This window comes from Phocaeicola massiliensis B84634 = Timone 84634 = DSM 17679 = JCM 13223 (genome assembly GCF_000382445.1).
Classification (GTDB): domain Bacteria; phylum Bacteroidota; class Bacteroidia; order Bacteroidales; family Bacteroidaceae; genus Phocaeicola; species Phocaeicola massiliensis.
In genome coordinates this window covers 82,995-106,471 of the sequence record NZ_KB905472.1, presented here as the reverse complement: position 1 = coordinate 106,471, position 23,477 = coordinate 82,995, and the positions used below count along the sequence as shown (strand labels likewise).

17 protein-coding genes and 1 tRNA gene are annotated in these 23,477 nt (G+C 43.5%); 7 read left to right on the top strand and 11 right to left on the bottom strand.

What is annotated here, in order from left to right; translation table 11 throughout:
• Nucleotides 1-79: 79 nt before the first annotated feature.
• The 6 genes from HMPREF1534_RS18350 to HMPREF1534_RS18375 form a co-directional block, all read right to left on the bottom strand.
• Nucleotides 80-5,725 carry an alpha-2-macroglobulin family protein gene (locus HMPREF1534_RS18350; RefSeq protein WP_005935584.1) on the bottom strand — a complete coding sequence of 1,882 codons (5,646 nt, stop codon included), beginning with the start codon at nt 5,723-5,725 and terminating at the stop codon, nt 80-82.
• 109 nt (nt 5,726-5,834) lie between these two features.
• Nucleotides 5,835-6,773: a HipA domain-containing protein gene (locus HMPREF1534_RS18355; protein WP_005935581.1), complete on the bottom strand. Its 939-nt coding sequence runs from the start codon at nt 6,771-6,773 to the stop codon at nt 5,835-5,837.
• Nucleotides 6,774-6,783: 10 nt separating this feature from the next.
• Nucleotides 6,784-7,107 (bottom strand): HipA N-terminal domain-containing protein, encoded by a 324-nt coding sequence (locus HMPREF1534_RS18360; RefSeq protein WP_005935578.1) that lies wholly within the window; start codon nt 7,105-7,107, stop codon nt 6,784-6,786.
• A complete protein-coding gene (locus HMPREF1534_RS18365; protein ID WP_005935575.1) occupies nt 7,104-7,319 on the bottom strand; it encodes a helix-turn-helix transcriptional regulator in 216 nt (71 codons plus the stop codon). The genes HMPREF1534_RS18360 and HMPREF1534_RS18365 overlap by 4 nt, the downstream gene beginning before the upstream one ends.
• A gap of 389 nt (nt 7,320-7,708) precedes the next feature.
• Complete coding sequence (locus tag HMPREF1534_RS18370) at nt 7,709-9,169, bottom strand: aminoacyl-histidine dipeptidase (RefSeq protein WP_005935572.1); 1,461 nt, start codon at nt 9,167-9,169, stop codon at nt 7,709-7,711.
• Complete coding sequence (locus HMPREF1534_RS18375; protein ID WP_005935570.1) at nt 9,166-10,170, bottom strand: lysylphosphatidylglycerol synthase transmembrane domain-containing protein; 1,005 nt, start codon at nt 10,168-10,170, stop codon at nt 9,166-9,168. Before HMPREF1534_RS18375 ends, HMPREF1534_RS18370 begins: the two co-directional genes overlap by 4 nt.
• 99 nt (nt 10,171-10,269) lie before the next feature.
• Here HMPREF1534_RS18375 and rsmA point away from each other — a divergent pair, with 99 nt between their 5' ends.
• The 3 genes from rsmA to HMPREF1534_RS18390 all read left to right on the top strand — a co-directional run bounded on the left by rsmA (nt 10,270) and on the right by HMPREF1534_RS18390 (nt 14,508).
• Nucleotides 10,270-11,115 (top strand): 16S rRNA (adenine(1518)-N(6)/adenine(1519)-N(6))-dimethyltransferase RsmA, encoded by an 846-nt coding sequence (gene rsmA, locus HMPREF1534_RS18380; RefSeq protein WP_005935568.1) that lies wholly within the window; start codon nt 10,270-10,272, stop codon nt 11,113-11,115.
• Between the two features lie 34 nt (nt 11,116-11,149).
• Nucleotides 11,150-12,490 carry a magnesium transporter gene (mgtE, locus tag HMPREF1534_RS18385; protein WP_005935565.1) on the top strand — a complete coding sequence of 447 codons (1,341 nt, stop codon included), beginning with the start codon at nt 11,150-11,152 and terminating at the stop codon, nt 12,488-12,490.
• A gap of 209 nt (nt 12,491-12,699) precedes the next feature.
• Nucleotides 12,700-14,508, top strand: a complete 1,809-nt coding sequence (locus tag HMPREF1534_RS18390) for a DUF349 domain-containing protein (RefSeq protein WP_005935562.1) — start codon at nt 12,700-12,702, stop codon at nt 14,506-14,508.
• A 256-nt stretch (nt 14,509-14,764) separates the two neighbouring features.
• Here HMPREF1534_RS18390 and HMPREF1534_RS18395 read toward each other — a convergent pair whose 3' ends face one another.
• The 3 genes from HMPREF1534_RS18395 to HMPREF1534_RS18405 all read right to left on the bottom strand — a co-directional run bounded on the left by HMPREF1534_RS18395 (nt 14,765) and on the right by HMPREF1534_RS18405 (nt 16,834).
• Nucleotides 14,765-16,123, bottom strand: a complete 1,359-nt coding sequence (locus tag HMPREF1534_RS18395) for a transposase (RefSeq protein WP_005935559.1) — start codon at nt 16,121-16,123, stop codon at nt 14,765-14,767.
• A gap of 323 nt (nt 16,124-16,446) precedes the next feature.
• Nucleotides 16,447-16,517 (bottom strand) — tRNA-Gln (locus tag HMPREF1534_RS18400).
• 107 nt (nt 16,518-16,624) lie between these two features.
• Nucleotides 16,625-16,834, bottom strand: coding sequence for a hypothetical protein (locus tag HMPREF1534_RS18405; RefSeq protein WP_005935557.1), 210 nt, complete (start codon nt 16,832-16,834; stop codon nt 16,625-16,627).
• Nucleotides 16,835-17,033: 199 nt separating this feature from the next.
• On the opposite strand from HMPREF1534_RS18405, the gene rsfS reads away from it, so the two are divergent.
• The 3 genes from rsfS (at nt 17,034) to HMPREF1534_RS18420 (ending at nt 20,336) form a co-directional block, all read left to right on the top strand.
• A complete protein-coding gene (gene rsfS / locus HMPREF1534_RS18410; protein ID WP_005935554.1) occupies nt 17,034-17,393 on the top strand; it encodes a ribosome silencing factor in 360 nt (119 codons plus the stop codon).
• 18 nt (nt 17,394-17,411) lie between these two features.
• Nucleotides 17,412-19,406: an ATP-dependent zinc metalloprotease FtsH gene (gene ftsH / locus HMPREF1534_RS18415; protein WP_005935551.1), complete on the top strand. Its 1,995-nt coding sequence runs from the start codon at nt 17,412-17,414 to the stop codon at nt 19,404-19,406.
• Nucleotides 19,407-19,496: 90 nt separating this feature from the next.
• Nucleotides 19,497-20,336 carry a phosphatidate cytidylyltransferase gene (locus HMPREF1534_RS18420; RefSeq protein ID WP_005935548.1) on the top strand — a complete coding sequence of 280 codons (840 nt, stop codon included), beginning with the start codon at nt 19,497-19,499 and terminating at the stop codon, nt 20,334-20,336.
• Nucleotides 20,337-20,535: 199 nt separating this feature from the next.
• On the opposite strand, the gene lpxB is transcribed toward HMPREF1534_RS18420, so the two are convergent.
• Together lpxB and surE are read right to left on the bottom strand one after the other, a co-directional pair.
• Nucleotides 20,536-21,675, bottom strand: a complete 1,140-nt coding sequence (gene lpxB / locus HMPREF1534_RS18425) for a lipid-A-disaccharide synthase (RefSeq protein WP_005935545.1) — start codon at nt 21,673-21,675, stop codon at nt 20,536-20,538.
• The gene (gene surE / locus HMPREF1534_RS18430) at nt 21,672-22,445 is read right to left on the bottom strand and encodes a 5'/3'-nucleotidase SurE (RefSeq protein WP_025066906.1); all 774 of its coding nucleotides are present in this window, start codon (nt 22,443-22,445) and stop codon (nt 21,672-21,674) included. The genes lpxB and surE overlap by 4 nt, the downstream gene beginning before the upstream one ends.
• Before the next feature lie 263 nt (nt 22,446-22,708).
• On the opposite strand from surE, the gene HMPREF1534_RS18435 reads away from it, so the two are divergent.
• Entirely contained in the window at nt 22,709-23,476 is a 768-nt protein-coding gene (locus HMPREF1534_RS18435; RefSeq protein WP_005935540.1) for a ParA family protein, read from the top strand.
• Nucleotide 23,477: the final 1 nt, after the last annotated feature.

The following is a 23,477-nucleotide window of genomic DNA, read 5'->3' as shown; positions in this document are numbered from 1 at the left end:
GGGTATGTCAAAACTATCGTTTAGTTCGTAGGGGCTATGGAATAGCCCGGTTTAGTTTTGACACACTCCCTTTACAATTCTATTTCACCACTACTTTATATCCTCCTGTATGCCCGCCGAACTCGGGTGCATAAGCCGACTGAATCGTTGCTATCCCGGACCGGTATTCTCCCGAACGGGTCACATACACCTGATACTCTATCACATACATTCCTTTACGCATTTGATTGACAAAGAAAGAAGTGGAAGCATCTTTCGTTGCCTGATAATATCCCAGGTTTGCGCTCAGGCGATAACCTGACAATGCTGCCAACGGCTCCATACAAGCGGCACGCTCATCTTTAATCTGTACAAAATCCATATCCCGGTCTGCCTTTACCGTCAGACGGACAGTAATCTTATCACCTATATTCAATACAGTGCCTTCCTCTATGAGCGTCTCTCCTTTATAAAGGCTACGGCTGACAGACAAACCGCTACTTTGCTCACCCATCTTATCCATATTCTCCAGATATTGGGCATACACAGCTCCCCAACCCATACCGCTGCCTTCACAATCCACTGTCACCTTCTTCAGATTCAGGACATTGCCTTCAACCACCTTCTTGAGATAACCCACCGGCTCTTCCGCCGACGTCTGAATCACCTCTTTTCCCAAGGTAATCTTCACGGCATCAGAGTTTGCCAATAAGTCCGTTCCCGAATTCAGTAAGGCATATACAGCATTCACCGTAGCAACAGGAGTATCCCAAACCTGCGTTTGCTTCTCTTTCAAAAGCCAGCGTTTCATCTGGCTCAACGCCTGCTCGTCTTTGGTAACGTATTGCACCGCCTCCATTGCAGCCACTTCGGTCGGAATCTTATAACCGAACCAAGAATAATGTGCCTTGGGAGTATCAAAATAACGCCCCATCTTGTCTGTCACCACCGAATACTCCATAACAGACTGCACAAACTCTTTCGCCTTTACCGTCTCTCCGGCCTGTTGCAAAACAATGGCAGATAACGCCTTTCCGTAAACAGTCAGATCGGTCGCCTGTGCACTCAGCTTACTGATAAAATAACGGTTCATATCGGCATTTGCTCCGGCTTTGCCATTCAAAGCACATATATACAGATATTGAAGCGTCTGTTCTGAAGGACTGACATTCGTCACGCCTTTCTTTTCGGCTTCCTTCATTGCCTTGTATTCTTTCCCTGCCTGCACGGTAAGATAGTTTAATGCTTTCTGATACATGGCAGAGAGAGCCTGATTCAGTTTTCCACCGGTCATCACTTGCAGGCGGGTCAGCATTTCCGTTATCTGCGTAGTCATATAACGATTGCCCGGCATACCCTTGTACCAGCTCCATGCACCATCCCCATTTTGCAGCTCATTCAAATGTGCCACACAGACAGACAATTTATTACTCATCGTGTTCAAATCAAACAAGGTGGCAATACGTTGACGTTGTTCTTCTTCATTCACGGCTTCAGTCAGCCACGGTGTCTCTGCCAGCAATATGTTCTTCAACTCCTCATTCTTTTGCAACCGGCTCATGAAAGTTTCTTTAGTGCCTCCCTGTGCCAGCCAACTGTCAAATATCTGTTTGATACGCGGATTTGAACTCACAATGAACTCGGCCAACGCATTCGCATAATAAGCAGAAGCCCATGACAGCGCATCCTCTCCCTGCGGAACCGCAACCACCGGCAATGCCATGACAGCATACCATACGGGATTGCTCGTAAATTCCACTGTCATCTTCCGGCCGGATGCCGTACGACTGTGGTTATTAAACAGATGCTCCAATGAGAAGGTATAACTTCCTTTGCCGTTTACATCCAACGGCACACTCTCCGTCACCCACTGCTTATCCGTCAACACCGGGATGTAACGCTGTTCGCCATCACTGAACGTATCTCCTTCAGCCACCATGCGGCATGCCAATACAGTATACTTATCAGTGACGTCAAAGGTAAAGCTCACATTGCCCGTTTCTCCCGCTTTCACTCCGAACTTCTGCTTCTGAGTATAGAAGACCTTCTCTGTTTCAGGATTGAAAAGTTCCATTCTGACAGTTCCGGCAACAGCCTTATCCGACAGGTTAATCAGTGAAGCGGCAATATTTGCCTTATCACCCACACGGACAAAACGAGGCATATTGGGTTGAAGCATAAACTCTTTGGAGGCAGTAGCGGTTGCCTCTATCCGGCCGTAATCCACCTCCTTGGTATGTGCCAGCCCCATAAACTTCCATTTCGTCAGGCTCTCGGGCAGGATAAACGAAATGCTGACTTCGCCCTGCCCGTTGGTACGCAACTGCGGATAGAAGAAAGCTGTTTCGGCAAAGTTCTGACGCACCTGCACATTCCCTGTTTCTTTCAAAGCACCCGCATCCATTGCTTCCGCTCTCAACACAGGAATTATTTCTTCCTCAAACACCACATTTGTAATCGCCACATCTTGGACATCATCTGCCATTTTCGGTCGGGCAGCACGCGAATTCATTCCCCAACCGGCAGGCAAACTCTCCAAGACACAATGCCGTACACCCACGGACGGAACCAGCAATTCACTATAAGAGTACGAAGAGGTGTTCAGGCTCTTGAAGGGGAAATTGAGATAGATATATTCAGTCCGTGTATACCATTTGTTCCATAAGGAATGTGGAATGTTACGGGTGAAGTTCACGCGGAAGAAAAGGTCGTGCGTATAGAAGCGGTCCAAAGAGGCATCATACATCATCGCCAGCAGTTCGGCGTCAGCCGGACGGCCATCGGGATAGAGCACGCTCAGCTTCCATTCTTCCTGCTGACCGGGGCGAAGCTTATCACGGAACGTAGTCCACTTCAACTGCAACTCTTTATCCGGTTCGGGTTTGGTAATCCGTGCATAGTGACCATAGAGCTGTCCGTCTTTCACAAAGGCAACACTTACCATTACCCCGTTTCCATACTCCTGTTTATAAGTAAGCGGGAAACTGACGATGGAATCGGAGAACTGCACACGTCTGCTTTCCACCCGCTTATTGCCGGAAAAGACATCATAAAGAAGATAGATATTCTTTTCACTGCTGCCGACATAGATAGTAGCCGGAGAATCTCCCTCAAATTTCTCTCCGTCCTGATAGAACCAATCGGTGGTGGCAATCGGCGGACGTTTATCGCCGAGCGAGAACAACAGGAAACCTTGAGATTCCGTACATTCCCTGCCCTGCGCATCTTTAGCCGAAATCTTCAGGATATAAGAGCCGGAAGGAAGCCGGTATAATGCTTCGGGCACAAACTTATTATTGGATGCAACTGTAGCCTGCAACACTTTCTCACCGGGTTCATGGTTACTTTTATTTGGTTTAAACACCTGATAAATCACCTCTGTATCTACCGGTTCGCCCGATAAATTAGTAACAGAGAAGGTCAATTCCCGGGCTTTCTCTTTCACCATCTGTGCGGATAATCCCTCAATAGCGAGCACAACGGAAGTTTTACCCAAGGGCAACGACAGGTTGGCTTGTTGCGTTTCACCCGCACCGTCAGTCACATCCGCCTGTACCCGATAAGTATAATACCATGTCGGCAAATCCTTCACATCGGAATCGGCCTCCAGACGCACCGTGACGGTGAATTTGCCTTCGGCATCGGTCATCGTTTCCCCATCCCAAGCGGCAGAACGGCCCCCCCGGAAGCGCCAGAACCAAGAGAAAGAACGGGTGATATGATAATTCACCTTTGCATTCTGCACCGGAGCACCGGCAAATGTCCTCGCCACACCGGTGAGAAGCACAGAGTCGCCTATTTGATATTCGGTCTTGACCGGTTCAAAAGCAACATCGAAGGTAGGACGTTTATACTCCTCTACCCTGAAGCCACCGGAAGCAGAACCGGCCTGCAACCTGAAGTAACCGGTCAGGCAGGGAGAAGGCAGCGTGAACTGACCGCTGAAAGAGCCGAACGAGTTGGTTGTCACCTTCACCTCGCCCACCTTATTGTTATTGACATCATACAGAGTCACCGTATATTCTTTATCGGCCAACACCTGAGTATCATCCTGTTGCTGCCTGTACGCAATGCCCGAAACATAAACCGTTTGTCCCGGACGATAGATGGAACGGTCTGTAAACAGACTCAACACCTCCTGTTCGCGATTCTCCGAAGGAGCGTAATAGATTTGTTTCCACAAGTCTGCAATCGGCATAGCCGTATCGCTCATAGTGCGGGCATTATACATGATAGTTCTTTTCTTATCGGGAAACCCGAGTTTCAGCGTACCTTCTTTATCGGCCGTATAGGTTTGCGAAGGCATGAAACGTCCGTCCGTACCGGTATAAATCACCACCTCGGCATCGGGCACAGGATGTCCGCTTTCGGCATCCACCACAACCAGTTCCAGGTCATCGTCAGGCAAGGGACGATAAATCACCCTCAACGCAGTGACATACATCAATGTTCCACCCGGTTCGCCGACTTTTCCTTCCGGTACAGCTTTCAAATAATAGATACCCGGCTGCGGAGCCTGAATCTGAAGCGTAGTATCGACCGGCAAATAATCGGCAGTTCCTTTCAGCGAGAAGTTTTCCTCCTTTTGCAACTTACCATACTTTGCAACAAAATTCTTCATCTTACTTGCCCACATCACGGAAGTGACGGGTAAGTTTATCTTATACAGTTGCAACGTAAAGCCGTTCAAATTCTTATAGTTCACTCTTACCTCCTGCATCTTGCCCGGATAAGCCGCAGACACTTCCAATGACAGAGAAGGATTCAATATCTCCTTTTCTATGTTTCTCAGCCTGTTGACACCGACATAACGAGGGTATTTGGAAATCCCCTCACGTACCACTTTCAGGCGTTCCACCTGATTATTTTGCTTCTGCAAGTAATCCGACAGGGCCAGATAAACCTCAGCTCCGGCTTCCTCATCGGGATATCCGGCTATCCAAGAGCGTAATTCCTTTTGGCAATCCTCATTGGAAAAGTTCTGATTGAACGTGTTGAACAGATAATCCAACGCTCCGATGCCGGTCACCATCCATGCCGAACGATACGCAGGAGTATCATACAGTGTCAAAAGCGAACGATAATTCTGAAGAATTGCTGCCACGAAATCACATTCGGACACCGGTACTGCCGTATATGCCATAAAGCTTTTTATATCCTTCACCTGCGCCGGCAGACTGTTGGTCTGGTTCCCGACAGAAGCAGCTTCCCACCTGTTTTGCTTCATCAGCAAGAGGGCACGACGCGCCAGCAAATCATACAGATTATCATGAAAATAGCGTTTGCTCATTTCCCCGACTCTTACCATCGGCTTCAGTTTCTCCACCGGACAGGATGCCAACAGGTCTTTGTCCTTCAGTGAAGACTGCAAGAAATTGAAACCTTGCTTTACATCTTTCGAGATAGTCAACTCACCCAAAATGGAATAGAGCACCGCCCTGTCTTCCGCTTTTTCCGTTTGCTTTGCCCAGTTTTCCAATCCCTTCATATCCGTCTCCAGACTATCGGGAGTGACAAGAGTGCGATATTGCATGGCAGTCAGATATGCCTTCATCATTTGCGGCACATCACGCTCAGCCTTTGCCTTATCATAGATTTTCATCGATGCGGACACCACAGACTGAGGAAGGTCTTTCTTTTGAAGTTGTTCTACCTCTTTCCACATTTTATCGTAAGTTTGTGCATGCAATGGAGCAAATAAACTCATTGCCCAGAGCACTATCAGAAAATAATAACGAGTATTCATAAGCTTCGTCTTTAATTGTTCCTTTAACAAAGAAACGCATTATGTAGTTCAGCACTGCATCCTAATTGGTTAAATTAACAAAACAAGGGATACGGAATTTCTGCTTTTCTCAACGAAGCAGAAGCAAACGCTTCAAGATAAGACGCTTATACTGCTTCTTCAAATCATCCGCCAAAAACGAATTGTCAATCAAATCCATCCATTTAATAACAGACCGTCGAAACTTTTTGGCGATATTCTCTATCACCTTGCCACTGACCCCCGAAGCGACAATAGACGACTCGAAATCCTTCCGACATATTTTCCGCTTCTTTCCATTGAGTGTCAATGCCAATTCTTCAGTATCTTCGGGCATAACAAGGACGGTAGAGAGTAAATCGTATGCAGGTGTCAGACAATAACCAAGTCCTACATTATATAATGAGAAGTTTTTCAAATGCATATCCGAGTTTCCTGTTATCCACGAGAATATCACCAACTCCCAAAAGTTCACCAAGTCGAGTTGCGGAACAGCGGAATACTTCTTGATAGCCTTGGCTATCTGCTCATACGAACCTTTATATTTATATTCGGTCAACCGTTCGGTCAACTGACACATATCCTCCATCGCTATCTTACTGCCATCTGCCTTCCTGTCTATACGTCGGGTGATATAACATAGCTCTCCATCGGCAAAACGCACCAATCCATGAGGCACAACAGCTATTTTGGCTGCTTCCGCCATGTGCATTGTGAGATCCTCCAGCTCAGGCAAAGAGCGGTAAATGTCCGTTTGTGGCTTCAGGATAAACCGTCCCCACAACCCGACAATCGTAAAACGATCAGGTTCATTCTTTCCACCGGGGCGAACATCAAGCGACAATTTGGCCTGTGCACCGGTCAATGTAGTCCGGGCTCTGACCACTTGCTTGGCCAAATCCCCTATTTCGCTTCTCACATAAGGCAGATGAGGAACCTGCCGTGTACCATACAGTTTTTGAGCACAAGCCGGATGATAATCCACCTGACCTTCTTTCAACTCCTTATAGCAATATAAACATTTTCCCATCGCATCTCAATTAAACCGGTTCATCAAGTATCACACTTACTGCCCCTATGCAGTCTTTACAACACACCAGCAATAACGACATACGATCGCGCTGGTTTATCTTCCAACTGTTTTCTGCAATATTCAGAAGCCATCCTTCGGGAATCAAGCCATCAAAGAAAGGAAACAACACAGTGTCATGATACGGCTTATCCGTCAAGGGGAGTGTCAAGCTAATGGCTTCCGCCTTATCGGAGTTCAAGAAATCAGCGTCATAAACAAAAGTGAAACCATTTTCATCTTCCGTGAGCAGACCGGCATAGGTATCATAAAGAAATATCTTCCCTCTTTTCATTCTTCATCCTCCTTTCTTATGGGCACTGCCCCTACTTTATGCCCGAAAAGAGCAAGTACCTGATTGACTTTATCCATCCGCAAAGTTTCCTTACCTTGCTCCAATTCACGTACAAAACGCAATCCGACACCCGACTTAGCTGCCAAATCCACCTGCGTAAGCCCAAATTTTTTACGCATATCCTTTATAAACAATGGTAATGAATCGCTCATAATTATACCCTTTAAGGTGCAAATATAACAAAAGATTCCACAATTACACCCAAATGGGTATAATTGTTCGTGCTTCTTTTTAAAATATACCCGAAAAGGTGTAATTCATTTATCCAAAGCAAGCGCAGTACGTCCGTTGTCTTAAGTAACAAAAAACAAGACACAAATAGATTTGGAACTTTAAGCGATATCTCATACCTTTGATGACCAATAAATACACATACATTTCACAGGTTGGTGCGCTCTATCGGACGCTCTTTTATTATTCAACGAAAACAGCCTTTCGGAAACAACCGACTACGAAGGAATAAGCATGGACTTAATATCAAATAAGGCCGGACTCTAAGAATCCAGCCTTATCTGCAACTATTTTAATGAATTTATATTCTTTATTCTTTGACAGGCGTATTGCCCAATGTTGCCACTACAAAATCATAGAACTTGGCAACCGAAGGAATATAACAACGTTCGTCGGGTGAATGAGGAGAACGCAAGGTAGGTCCGAAAGAAATCATATCCAAGCCCGGAACAACGGCACCGATGATGCCACATTCCAAACCGGCATGAATCACTTTCACTTCCGGTTCCTTGCCGAACTGTGCCTTATACGATTCCTTCATTGCTTTCAAGATAGGAGAATCAACATTCGGTTCCCAACCGGAATAACCGCCGGTGCGTGTCACTTCCATGCCTGCCATAGAGAAACAGCTTTCCAAAGAAGTATTCAGATAATCCTTCATGGAGTCGCGCGAACTACGGGTCAGAATCTTTATTTCCGCTTTACCGCCACCGATAGTGACAATAGCCAGATTGGAAGATGTCTCCACTGTATCGGGAATGGTCGGAATCATGCGTGACACACCGTTCTGACAAGCATAGATGGCATCAACCAGATTGTCTCTGATTTCATCGGGAACCATCATTGCAGGCAGTTCGACACGCTCTGCCTTAAAGCTGATCGGAGTTTCGTGCACATGATATTCTTCGTTCCACAAAGTCTCGCATTCTTGTACATATTCCATCACATCTGCTTCTTCTTCAGCCGGAATGGTAATCACCACTTCGCACTCACGGGGAATGGCATTACGCATATTTCCACCCTGCCATGAAACCAAGCATGCCTCATCGTAAGCAATCACCTGATTCATAAAGCGTGCCATCAACTTATTGGCATTGGCACGGCCTTCGTTGATTTCAAGACCGGAGTGACCGCCGCGAAGTCCTTTCAAAGTCACTTTCAAAGCGATATCATCAGGGTCGGTTTCCACTTCTTTGTATTCCAAAGTAGCAGTCAGATCTTCACCGCCTGCACAACCGATATATAGTTCACCTTCTTCTTCCGAATCAAGATTCAACAAAATATCTCCATCTACCGTACCCGGTTTCAAGCCGAATGCACCAAACATTCCGGTTTCCTCATCAGCGGTAATCAATGCTTCCAACGGTCCGTGCTTCAGTGTGTTGTCCTCTAAAACAGCCATAATAGCAGCTACACCCATACCGTTGTCAGCTCCCAATGTGGTGCCTTTGGCTTTCACCCAATCGCCGTCGATATAAGTCTGGATGGGATCGTTTTCAAAATCATGTACTGTATCGTTATTCTTCTGGGGCACCATGTCCATATGTGACTGAAGAATTACTTTCTTACGGTTTTCCATACCGGGAGTAGCAGGTTTACGATAGATGATGTTACCTGCTTCATCTTGAAATGTTTCTACACCGATGCTCTTTCCAAAGTTCAGCAAGAACTCTTGAATCTTCTTCAGATGACCCGAAGGACGGGGAACCTGAGTCAATGAATAGAAATGCTTCCACACGTTCTGCGGAGCAAGAGAGAGAATTGTACTCATAACTTCTTAGTTTTATTAGTGAACGGCAAAGCCGCTAATCCATATATTCCCAACAAAATTAATAAAAAGGTTTGTATTCCATGCACTAATAGTGCAAAAATTCCTGCATCTTCTTTACCCACTCCATAGAGCATCATCATTGTTATGACAGCAAAATGCCACGGACCTGCCCCATTAGGGGTGGGGACAACGACCGCAATGCTACCCACAACAAACATCACCAATGCCGCCATAATGCTCAGATCGGCCGAGAAACCAAAACAAAAGAAGGATACGTAAAATTGCAGGAAATAACAGATCCAAATGGCAACGGTGTAAAAGATGAAAAGCGGCATCTGCTTCACATCTTTCAACGAAAGGATACCCACCCACACATTATGCAGAATGCCTCTCACCTTTGCAAAAACCGCCACATTCCTTATCAGAAAAAAGGCCAGCACACAAACAGCCGAAACACATATTATAATAATGTAAAAATGGGCAGAAGTCAACACATCGGTCAGCGCCCGCGTATCAGTTCCGGTTTCTTTGAAAAAAGTGGCAAACACACCGGCTTGCAGCAACAAGGTCACTCCTGTTATCAAAGCTACACAGAGAGTATCGATCAGACGCTCCGTCACCACTGTCCCCAAAGACTTGGGAAAAGAAGTGCCGTCATACTTTGCCAAAATGCCGCAACGGGAAATTTCACCCACACGAGGGACAATCAGATTAGCGGCATACGACACAAAAACAGCATACACGCAGTCTGATGTTTTGGGATACTCACCCAACGGAGCCAATGTAAGTTTCCACCTCCATCCCCGGAAGATGTGACTAAACACACCAAACACCAGCGAAAGCAGCATCCAACTATAATCCATCCCGCCATCCAATACTTCCCACACATGCCCGAAATTAAATCCGCGGTACATCCATATCATTATCGCAGCTCCCAAAACCAACGGAAGTAGTATTTGCAGGCTCTTTTTTACAATCTTTTTTATATGAGTTCCTTCCAAAATCAGCGTATTTTAAATTTATAATGTTTACCTTTGCACGATGCAAAGATACTATCTTAGCGAAATAAACCTATTTATTAACGATAGAAAAATAACGGAATGGGATTAGTCAAACCAAAAAAATTTCTGGGACAACACTTCCTTAAAGACCTGAGTATTGCAAAAGACATAGCCGATACAGTGGACGAATGTCCCGGTTTACCTATTCTCGAAGTAGGACCGGGCATGGGAGTATTAACCCAATTCCTGATGGAAAAAGGACGTGAAGTGAAAGTGGTAGAGCTTGATTTTGAATCGGTTGCCTATCTGCGTGAGAACTTCCCCGCTTTGGAAGGAAACATCATAGAAGATGACTTTCTGAAGCTGAAACTGGAGAAGCTGTTTGACGGCAGACCTTTTGTCCTCACCGGTAACTATCCTTATAATATATCCAGCCAAATCTTTTTTAAAATGCTGGACTACAAAGACCTGATTCCCTGTTGCACCGGAATGATTCAGAAAGAAGTGGCCGAACGTATTGCCGCCGGTCCGGGCAGCAAGACATACGGCATCCTGAGCATTCTGATTCAAGCATGGTATAAGGTGGAATATCTGTTTACCGTACACGAACATGTGTTCAACCCGCCCCCCAAAGTAAAAAGTGCCGTCATCCGCATGACACGCAACGAAACAAAAGAACTGGGGTGCAACGAGAGGTTGTTCAAACTTATCGTGAAAACCACTTTCAACCAACGGCGAAAGACTTTGCGGAATTCCATCTCTTCAATTTTAGAAAAAGGAAATCCGCTGAGCAATGATCCGGTATTCAACAAACGCCCGGAACAGTTATCGGTACAGGAATTTATCGAACTGACCAACCGGGTGGAAACCGCTCTGAAAGACAAAGCAGACATAGACTGCGGCAACGACATCGCCCGCAAAGGTGCAACAAGCCAAAAGGAATAACCTATTTATTTTATATTAACGGAAGAAGAATAGGATGAATAAAGAGGAATTAGAAAAAGTAGAGCAGCTCATCGAGCAAAAGAACTCCGAAGAACTGAAAGGACTGCTCTCCGGCTTACATCCTGCCGACATTGCCGAACTGTGCAATGAACTGGATGCCGAAGAAGCCCGGTTTATTTATCTGTTATTGGATAATGAAACAGCTGCCGATGTCCTCATCGAAATGGACGAGGACGCACGTAAGGATTTCTTAGAGATACTTCCTTCCGAAACAATTGCCAAGCGATTTGTAGACTACATGGACTCGGATGACGCCGTTGACATCATCCGTGAAATGGACGAAGACAAACAGGAAGAAGTCCTTTCGCACATCGAAGATATAGAACAGGCAGGCGACATTGTCGACTTGCTGAAATACGATGAAGACACCGCCGGCGGTTTGATGGGAACCGAAATGGTCATCGTAAATGAAAACTGGAGTATGCCCGAATGTCTGAAAGAAATGCGTATTCAGGCAGAAGACATGGATGAAATCTATTATGTATATGTAGTGGATGACGACGAACGCCTGCGTGGTGTATTCCCCTTAAAAAAGATGATTACCAGTCCTTCTGTTTCCAAAGTGAAGCATGTGATGAAGAAGGACCCGATCTCAGTACATGTAGACACTCCGATAGACGAAGTGGTTCAGTTAATTGAAAAATACGACTTGGTGGCAGTCCCCGTAGTAGACAGCATCGGTCGTTTAGTGGGGCGTATCACTGTAGACGATGTAATGGACGAAGTCCGTGAACAGGCCGAACGCGATTACCAGTTGGCATCCGGTTTGTCTCAAGACGTAGAAACGGACGATAGCGTATTCCGCCAGACCACAGCACGTCTGCCATGGCTGCTGATTGGAATGATTGGCGGTATCGGCAACTCCATGATACTGGGAAACTTCGACAGCACCTTTGCAGCCCATCCCGAAATGGCACTCTATATCCCGCTTATCGGCGGTACGGGAGGAAATGTGGGAACACAATCTTCCGCACTAGTAGTACAGGGGCTTGCCAACAGTTCGCTGGATGCCCACAATACATGGAAACAAATCGTTAAAGAATCCGTAGTAGCCGTTATCAATGCGACTATCATTTCCATGTTGGTTTATATTTATAACTTTATCCGCTTCGGAGCAACTGCCACCGTATCTTACTCGGTATCAGTCAGCCTGTTCGCTGTTGTCATGTTTGCTTCCATCTTCGGTACCTTGGTCCCCATGACACTCGAAAAGCTAAAAATAGATCCCGCCATTGCCACGGGACCGTTTATCTCCATTACCAACGATATCATAGGCATGATGCTTTATATGGGCATTACGGTATTACTATCGTAATTCTCTTTCTTCATAATGTGTTTCGGGCACGGATTTCATATTCTGTATCACCATATTAAGTGTGACAAAGGATGAGATTCGTGCCCGAAATACAACATTTATCGACCTAAAATAAAAAAAACAGGCAAAATAGTATGAAGTTCTAATTTATTTCTTTTAATTTGTAAACTGTTGCTATAATAAGAAAGCTCACTTTAAAAATCTATACGATGGACTCGAATGAAACTAATCGCCCTTTAACCGAAGTTCCGATGGACAAGACGCCCGAAACTTTGGTATCATCCCCCGCCCAAGCGGAAGAGAATAACACTATGTATGTACCTAAACAAACCAAAGAAGAGGTCATTAAACGTCTAAAAGAACTCAACGAAGATGCTTGCAATGCCGACAAACAAGAGTTGGATTTGCTGAAACAAACTTTCTATAAGTTACACAAAGCAGAACAGGAAACGGCTCGTAAAACATTTATAGAGGCCGGTGGAGCACCCGAAGCATTTGTAATGCCTTCAGACGACTCTGAAAGCCGCTTCAAGGAAGCCATGAGTTCCATCAAAGAGAAAAGAAGCGCCATGCTTGCGGAGCAGGAGAAAGAAAAAGAAGAGAACTTGCAGAAGAAACTGGCCATCATTGAAAAGCTGAAAGAGCTGTCTGAATCTCACGATGACGCCAACAAAGCCTACAATGAATTCAAAAAACTACAGCAAGAATGGAATGAAATCAAGCAAGTTCCGGCAGCCAAAATCAATGAACTATGGAAGAATTACCAGCTTTATGCTGAAAAGTTCTACGATCTGATTAAGCTGAACAATGAATTCCGCGAATATGATTTCAAGAAAAACCTCGAAATTAAACTGCATCTCTGTGAAGCAGCCGAAAAACTGGCAAACGAAGAAGACATCATTTCCGCTTTCCACCAATTACAGAAACTGCATCAGGAATTCCGTGATACAGGTCCCGTAGCCAAAGAATTGCGCGAAGAAATCTGGACACGTTTTAAAACTGCTTCAACAACCGTAAACCGCCGTCACCAGCAGCACTTCGAAGCCCTAAAAGAAAAAGAGCAACGCAACTTGGATGAAAAGACCGTTATTTGCGAAATTGTGGAAACAATGGAGTATGACACATTTACCACCTTCCAGGATTGGGAAAATAAAACACAGGAAGTCATTGCTTTGCAGGCCAAATGGAAAACCATCGGCTATGCTCCGCAGAAAATGAATGTGAAAATATTCGAGCGTTTCCGTTCGGCATGTGATGAATTCTTTAAACGCAAAGCCGAATTCTTCAAGTCTGTCAAGGAAAACATGTCCGGTAATTTGGAGAAAAAGAAAGAATTATGTGAAAAGGCTGAAGCGCTGAAAGACAGCACAGACTGGAAGACTACCGCCGAAGTATTGAGCAAATTGCAAAAGGAATGGAAAACCATCGGCCCGGTCCCAAAGAAATATTCGGAAATGATATGGAAGCGTTTCATCGGGGCTTGTGACTATTTCTTTGACCAAAAGAACAAGGCTACTTCTTCACAACGTTCTGTTGAACAGGAAAATATGGTGCTGAAAAAAGAGATTATCGAAAAGCTGAATGCAATCAACGCTCAAGAAACTCCTGAAGAAGATGCCGATAATACCATTCGTGAGCTGATGAAAGAATGGAATACAATCGGCCATGTCCCTTTCAAGGAAAAAGATAAGTTATACAAACAATATCACGCAATAATTGATAAGTTGTTCGATAAACTGAACCTGTCTGCTTCTCAGAAGAAGTTGAGCAACTTCAAGTCAAACATCGGTAAAGAAGGTAATATATACCGTGAACGTGAAAAGCTGGTTCGTGCGTATGAAAATATGAAAAACGAAATTCAAACGTACGAAAATAACTTGGGATTCCTGACCAGTTCGTCAAAGAAAGGCAGTAACCTGGTAACAGAAATGAATCGTAAAGTTGAAAAGTTAAAAGCAGATTTAGAATTAATACTGAAGAAAATCGAAATCATTGACCAATCAATGAGTAAAGAATAAAAAAATATTCTTATATCTTGATTCCGCCGTCTTAATCAGAAGGAGCATCCTTTTATATTGAGATGGCGGTTTTTTAGGGATATTCAGTAAATGTCTCTAAAAAATAAGATGGCATATGAAGATGATAGGGCATGATCACTTCATATGCCATTCTTATTGCCATTTTTCCGTGCTTTCTCACATAATTCTATCCGACAGGACATGACGTTCCGGAAGAAGTCTGATGACCTCTTCTGATTCTGTGAGTAAAATCATATCATGCTGCTTTAGCTGTTTTGTTTCTGATTTTTTCTATCATCAGTATGGCATTTGCCGTATGTATTCCAAAGAAAATCCACAGTATTTCCGTCTTCCTGTTTCCGGCCTTTATCCTTGAGAGCGAGTAATGTTGCTTTTGAGTGCCGAAGCTTCCTTCAAGCCGTGTTGCCCTTTCTTTTGAGAGTTCGCTTCTAAGCATCTTCCTCAAAGGCTCATCTTTGGCCGCCCTTCCCTTGCGCACAAAGGATGTGGATATCCCATATTTTGTACAGAACTTTCTGTTGGCATTATTGGCATATATGGAATCGGCAGCCACACATCTTACCCTTACATTCATAAGCTTCTGCTGCATACGGATACAGTCCTTCAAGCGTATACCCTCATTGAATGCCTTGAACGAGAGGTGTTCTATGAACGATATGCCGTCTATCTGTATATTATTGACCTTTGCACCAAACTCGACGGACTTGGTTTCCTTGCCTCTGACGATGGGACGTACATAATGACGGTCAATGCTGACGATGCGGTCACTGACTTTCCGCCCTTCAAACATTTCCTTTTCTTGTACAAGCACCTTTCTGATGATGGAAAGACGCTTATGATAATCCTGGGTATATCGGAGTAAAGCACCGTACTCGCTATGGATTCCATCCCTTTGACTGAGGAGCTTTTCAAGAAGCTTGATCATACGGCGCTTAAGCATTCTTGTCCTTGAAGCTCTCCTCTTTCTTTTCTTGCAGTAGGACAGATAGGATTCCGCCACATTCCTGTATTTGTTGCGCGGACGCCTTATGCCCAGCTCCTTGCAATGCCGGCATATATGCCTGTAGAGCCATTCGAGGCTTTCCCAAAGGAGTTTCATGTCCGTAGGAAAACGCATGTGGCTTTCATAGCATGTGGCATCGGTCATGCAGACGTGAAGGTTATCAAGATAAGGTTTCCAGTGTGAAGCCAGGAGCTCCTGGAAAGAATCAATGTCAAGGCGGGATGCTATCTCATTACGGATGGCACTGACTATCTTGAAGTTGGTTATGGGAAGGGACGGGGGAATCATAATTCCACAGAAAATCTGGTAGTGTATGTTCCCGTTCAGATGTTCCACCAGTTGCCTGTCGGAGAATCCGGTGTATGCCTTCAGGACCATAAGGGCGATCTTTGCGGAAGGACTGAATCTGTTCCTGCGTCCCAGGCGCCGGTCCGACAGGCCTGCGGCTTTTGCCATACATTCAAACGGAAAGACTGAATGAAGCTTGCCAAGCTCACTCTCATTAAAACTCTTGCGGTATTTTTCCAGAATATCAAATTCTGTAAAACCCAAAGTAGGGTGAATTTCTGAAATATTCACTATCTTTGCCATATCTTATTAGTTTGGATATTTCCCCCGTTTTGGCCGTCAAACCTTATTTTCGGGGGAATACCTAAAGATACAAAAAAGCCAACTAATTCGCAATAATTTGTGTATGAATTAGTTGGCTGATTTTGTAATATTTAATGAATGTCCCTTTTTAAATACATCTGTTCAATAGACTCGGAAAGGATGTTTCTTTGGGAGAATTGGCAATCCCGATTTGCCCCCGAATCAATGTCCCACTTTTTTCGAAAGACAAAATGAGAGCAATAAAAAAGCTCCTAAAACAATATATTTAGGAGCTTTTTAAACTTTAACAAGTAATTTCTTTGTTGGGATACCAGGATTCGAACCTGGAAAAACAGGACCAGAATCTGTTGTGTTACCATTACACCATATCCCAATGTCCTTTATCAAAAGCCTCATTTCGTTTTTGACGGTGCAAAGATACCGCTTTTTCTGAAACCTACAAACTTTTATATAACTTTTTTCTAAAAAAACTCCATTATTTTACTGTAAAGTGAATTGGCATAGAAGTATTATCATCATCCAACATACTTCTTCACAAGTAAAACCAAAGTCAACAAATCCATCTAATTTATTAATAATCAGAATATATTCATAAATATCCAATCTGACATCCGAAACAAACACATCCAACTCCGGCAAAACATTCAAAGAGCCATTCTGTTTGTCCGGTACGACCACCCTATCTTTCATCCTTTAATATATTTGAGGTAAAAACAGAGGTAAATCAAAACTTATCTAAGGGATTAACCTAATATTAAAAGGTTCTCTAACTAAAAAAAACAAAAAGAGCGCATATTTCAAGCACATTTTTTCGTTGTAATTAGAAAACCAAGTATCTTTGTACTTTGTTGTAAATGTAGACTATTGAGTAAAATTAGTATTAAATAGAATGAACGAAGCAAAGTATTTAGTAAAAAAAATAACAGAAGGTATTCAAGAAAAAAAAGGTAAAAACATTGTTATAGCAGACCTTAGTTCCATTGACGATACGATTTGCAATTATTTTGTTATCTGTCAGGGAAATTCTCCCAGCCAAGTCACAGCGATTGTCGACTCGGTAAAAGATTATGTCCGTATAGCAACAGATAATAAGCCGACTGCAATAGACGGACTCCAAAATGCACAATGGGTAGCAATGGACTATAGTGATGTCTTAGTACATGTATTCCTACCCGAGGTCAGAGATTTCTATAATCTGGAGCACCTATGGGCAGATGCCAAGCTTACCTACTTACCCGATTTAGATTAAACATTTGATAGAAAAAAAATGAGTGAAACTAATAATAACAACAAGCCTAAAATAAATATGCCACGCTTTAATTTAAGCTGGTTATATGTTATCATCGCAATGAGCTTTGGTATCCTCTATTTTTCCAATCAGGAAGGAGGAATAGATAAGCAAATCACTTATACCGAGTTTAAAGACATGGTGAATAAGGGGTATGCGAATAAAATCATTGCCTATGACAATAATACAGTTGAAATGTTTATCAAACCTGAGTATATCAAAGATGTATTCAAGAATGATTATAAGAGAGTAGGAAGAAGTCCCTCACTGAGTGTAGAAATCGGTTCGATAGAATCATTGGACAAATTTTTGGAAAAAGCTCAGGAAGAGGGTCATTTTACGGGCTCGATCAGTTACGAGAAAAAACGTGACTATTTCGGCGCTCTGTTTTGGAATATCGCTCCTTTCCTACTTCTAATCGGTATTTGGATGTTTGCCATGCGCCGTATGAGCGGAGGCGGAGGTTCGGGTGGCGCCAATCCTTTTAATGTAGGTAAAAGTAAAGCCCAAGTATATGAAAAGGGAGACAAGACCAACCGAATTACATTTAAGGATGTAGCCGGTCAGGCAGAAGCAAAGCAGGAGGTAGAAGAAATTGTAGAGTTTCTGAAACAACCACAGAAATATACGGAACTTGGAGGTAAAATACCTAAAGGCGCTTTGCTTGTAGGCCCTCCGGGAACAGGTAAAACCCTGCTTGCAAAAGCTGTGGCAGGTGAAGCAGATGTTCCGTTCTTCTCATTATCCGGCTCTGATTTCGTTGAAATGTTTGTGGGTGTAGGCGCTTCACGTGTTCGTGACCTTTTCCGTCAGGCCAAGGAAAAAGCTCCTTGTATAATTTTCATTGACGAAATTGACGCAGTAGGACGTGCACGCGGTAAAAACCCGAGTATGGGTGGAAATGACGAACGCGAAAACACACTGAACCAATTATTAACCGAAATGGATGGCTTCGGCTCTAACAGTGGCGTCATTATTTTGGCCGCTACCAACCGTGTAGATATCCTCGATAAAGCATTGCTTCGTGCCGGACGTTTTGACCGTCAAATTCATGTCGATTTACCCGACTTGAATGAACGCAAAGAAGTGTTTGGCGTACATTTAAAGCCTTTGAAGCTGGATCATTCGGTAGACATCGATTTATTAGCCCGTCAGACTCCCGGATTCAGCGGCGCAGATATTGCCAATGTATGTAATGAGGCCGCCCTGATTGCTGCCCGTCATGGCAGACCTGCCGTGGGAAAACAGGATTTTCTGGATGCAGTAGACCGTATCATCGGTGGTTTGGAAAAGAAAACCAAAATTATGACCGCTGCCGAGAAAAATACGATTGCTTTACACGAGGCCGGTCATGCCACTCTTTCATGGTTCCTGGAACATGCCAATCCATTAATCAAGGTCACCATTGTTCCGCGTGGCCGCGCTTTGGGTGCTGCGTGGTATTTGCCCGAAGAAAGGCAAATCACCACTAAAGAGCAGATGTTGGACGAAATGTGTGCTACTTTAGGCGGGCGTGCTGCCGAAGAGTTATTCACCGGACATATCTCAACCGGAGCAATGAACGACTTGGAAAGAGTGACCAAACAATCTTACGGCATGATTGCATACGCCGGAATGAGCGACAAGCTGCCGAACTTATGTTATTACAGTAATGAAGAATATTCTTTCAGCAAACCATATAGCGATCGCACAGCCGAACTTATTGATGAAGAAGTTAAACGCATGATTAACGAACAATATGACCGTGCCAAAGCAATCTTGTCCGAGCACAAAGACGGACACAACAAGCTAGCCCGCCTTTTGGTTGAAAAAGAAGTTATTTTTGCCGAAGATGTCGAACGCATATTTGGCAAACGCCCTTGGGCCTCACGCTCAGAAGAAATTATGGCAGCCGAAGAAGGTGCTTCTAAAACCATAAAAGAAACTGAAAACTTTGATGAAAAGGAAATAGAAGAAAAAAAAGAAGAAGCATAAATAAAAAAGTATTGCCATTCTATATTTTCAAGTCAAGACAGACAAAGAAAATATGGGATGGCATTAGTATATTTACATAATAAAATTACCATGAAAAACAATTTCATGCAACGTGCCATTACCGGGATTATTTTTGTAGCTGTATTAATCGGCTGCATACTAGGAGGTCCCGTCTCATTCGGCATCTTGTTTGCTATCATCAGTGCAGCAGCCATTAATGAATTTGGCAATTTAATCAACAAGCAAGAAGACGTGCAGATGAATAAGCGTATCTGCATATTAGGAGGTATATTCTTATTTCTATGCTTTTTCTATTATGGCATCAACCCCGCTCAAACAGGTATATTCGTTCCCTATTTGGCACTAATCATCTACCTAATGGTAAGCGAGCTGTATCTCAAGAAGAAAAATCCGTTGAACAATTGGGCTTACGCCATGTTCAGCCAAATTTATCTTGCATTACCGTTTGCCTTATTAAATGTATTGGCATTCCATTCTGATGAAACAATCAGTGTTTCACAATATAACCCTATTCTTCCTCTCTCCATCTTTATCTTTAACTGGGTGAATGACACCGGTGCTTATTGTACCGGAATGCTCTTCGGAAAGCACCGCCTATTTGAACGCATCTCACCCAAGAAGTCATGGGAAGGTTCTATCGGTGGCGGTGTATTCAGCATTATCGCTGCTTTTGTCATGGCTTATTTTTTCCCATTTATGTCAACAGGAGTGTGGGTAGGACTAGGATTGACTATCGTCGTATTCGGTACATGGGGTGACTTGAGTGAGTCACTGTTCAAGCGTTATCTGGGATTGAAAGATTCCGGAAACATTCTGCCGGGACATGGTGGAATACTTGACCGTTTTGACAGTGCCATCCTCGCTATCCCGGCAGCAGTAGTTTATTTATATGTGGTATCTCTATTTTAATTCCGGTAAATCGAATGGAGTAAATGAGGGGGAAGTCTCATCCGTCAGAGGACGTTCTACCGTTGCCATTCCTACAACCATAAAAGACAGATATCCCAACAAGAAATCCTGTCGCCAAAAAACTTTTTAAGTTATATTTCATATACTCCGGGATTTTGGTTCATTATTCCCGAAACGACAAAAATATCCCTTAAAAAGTTTATTTCTTCAATAAAGACACCATCTGTCGTGCCGCCTGCCGGGAAGCTCCTGCCGGTCCCAATATCTGGATAATACGCTCGTACTCAACCATCATTTGTTCTCTATACACCTTATTATATAAAACAGACTCAAGTTCCGAACGGATATTCGCAACAGTCATTGTATCAGCAACCAACTCACGGACAACTTCTTTATCGGCAATCAGATTAACTAATGAAATATATTTCACCTTCAGAATATGCCGGCGCAAAAATGCAATAAACTTTCCAAGAGGAGTATGATAGCACACCACCTGTGGAACCCGGAACAATGCCGTTTCCAATGTGGCTGTTCCCGAAGTCACCAACGCCGCCTGTGCCTGCCGCAACAATCTATAAGTTTGTCCAAAGACTATCTTAACAGGAACTTTCGGATTCAAGTATCCTGAATAATAAGAAGATTCCATGCCCGGTGCACCGGCAAGCACCAATTGATAATCCTTTGTAAAAGGTGCAGCCGCCTCCAACATTTTAGGAAGATTATCCTTAATCTCCTGTTTACGGCTGCCGGCAAGCAAGGCAATTACCGGCTTGTCATTCAAACCGTTTTCGGCTGCAAAAGCACCGAAAGTTTCCACATTTCCTTTGCAATATTCATCGACCGCATCCACACACGGATTTCCCACGTAATGAATAGGATAACGATATCCTGCAAAAAAATCGATTTCAAACGGAAGAATGGAAAACAGTTCATCCACATCCCGCTTAATGTTCTTTATTCTATATTCTTTCCATGCCCAAATCTTGGGAGAAATATAATAGTAGACAGGTATTTGAGTGTTCTTCTTGATATACTCGGCGATTTTTAAATTAAACCCGGGATAATCCACCAAAATAACCACATCAGGCTGCCATGCGACAATATCCTCCTGACATTGTCGCATATTACGAAGAATGGTTCGCAAATGCAATAATACAGGTATAAATCCCATATAAGCCAGCTCTTTATAATGCTTCACCCTGCTTCCCCCGACAGCACTCATTTTATCACCTCCAAAGAAACGGAAATCTGCCTGAGAATCCTCTTGCTGCAAAGCACGCATCAAATTGGATGCATGTAAGTCCCCTGATGCCTCGCCTACTATCAAATAGTATTTCATACGTCTAATTTCCAGTTTTTCAAGTCCTTTATTATGCTATAAGCCGTAACATCTATCTGTGTAGGCGTAATGGCAACATAACCGTGATTCAATGCCCAATGATCAGAATCAACAGCTTCAGGCTCATGATTCACAAACTGCCCTGTCAGCCAATAATATTCTCCGCCTCTGGGGTGTGTGCAAACTTTCCATTCCTTTTCCCAAGTACCGTTCGTCTGACGGCAAATACGTACTCCCTTAAACTCAGCGACATCCGGGAAATTCACGTTCAGACAAATACCGGCCGGCAAACCATGTTCAAGCACCTCTTCTGTTATTCTGCGGATATAAGGCAATAATGCTGAAAAATCAGCATCAGCCAAATGATTACACAAAGAATAGCCTATAGAGGGAATCCCTTTCAAACAACCTTCGATCACCACTCCCATTGTGCCGGAGTAATGTACATTCACAGCCGAATTGTCACCATGATTGATTCCACCTATCACCACATCAGGACGATGGGGAACAACAGCATGCAAAGCCAACTTCACACAATCAACCGGAGTACCACTACATTTATATACAGTCAGATCTTCTTCTTCGCGTACTTTATAATATCTGACAGGATGCTCAGAAGTGATTGAGCCGGATGCACCGGAACGCGGTCCGTCCGGAGCCATCACAATAATCTCCCCCAATCCGCGCAATGCACGAATCAGTTCATTCAACCCTTTAGCATTCACTCCGTCATCATTAGACAACAATATCAATGGTTTTTCTTTCTTCATACTCATTAAATCTCTATTTTTTCTTGGAGTGTAAAGATACAACTCTTTAGCCGAACTATCCCCCCTGAGAATAGAAAATTATCTTAATCTTCTACAACCCAATGCTAAAATTGAAATAGAATTAGCAAGAAATAATTATCTTTGTCCCAGTTGAGTTATTAACAAAACCAATGAGTTATCAACAGTTTTGCTAATGTCTGCTGATTTTAATAGGTGTGCTCATCTATTATTAGTTACTTCGCAGCGAGAAAAAACTGATTAATATGGGAAAAATTATTGCTTTAGCCAATCAAAAAGGTGGAGTAGGTAAAACTACCACCACTATCAACCTGGCTGCTTCTCTAGCTACACTAGAGAAAAAAGTATTGGTTATTGATGCTGACCCACAGGCCAATGCATCATCTGGATTGGGCGTGAACATTAAAGAGGTAGAGTGTTCTATCTATGAATGTCTTATCAACAAAGCCGATATACGGGAAGCAATTTATACCACCGACATCGACGGACTCGACATTGTTTCTTCTCACATTGACCTGGTAGGGGCGGAAATAGAAATGCTGAACCTGGAAGACCGTGAAAAGATAATGAAAAGAGTGCTTGGTCCAATGAAAAACGAATATGACTATATTCTGATAGATTGTTCGCCTTCATTGGGACTCATCACAATAAACGCACTGACAGCAGCAGATTCTGTAATCATTCCTGTGCAGTGTGAATATTTTGCCTTGGAAGGCATCAGCAAATTGCTGAACACCATTAAAATTATAAAATCGAAACTGAACCCGTCACTGGAAATAGAAGGTTTCTTGCTGACTATGTTCGATTCACGTCTTCGTCTGGCCAACCAAATTTACGATGAAGTGAAAAGACACTTTCAGGAACTAGTATTCAAGACGATTATACAGCGAAACGTTAAACTAAGCGAAGCTCCCAGCCACGGCATACCTGTCATTCTATATGATGCCGACTCAACCGGAGCCAAGAACCATTTAGCGTTAGCACAAGAAATTATAACACGTAACAATAAGTAAA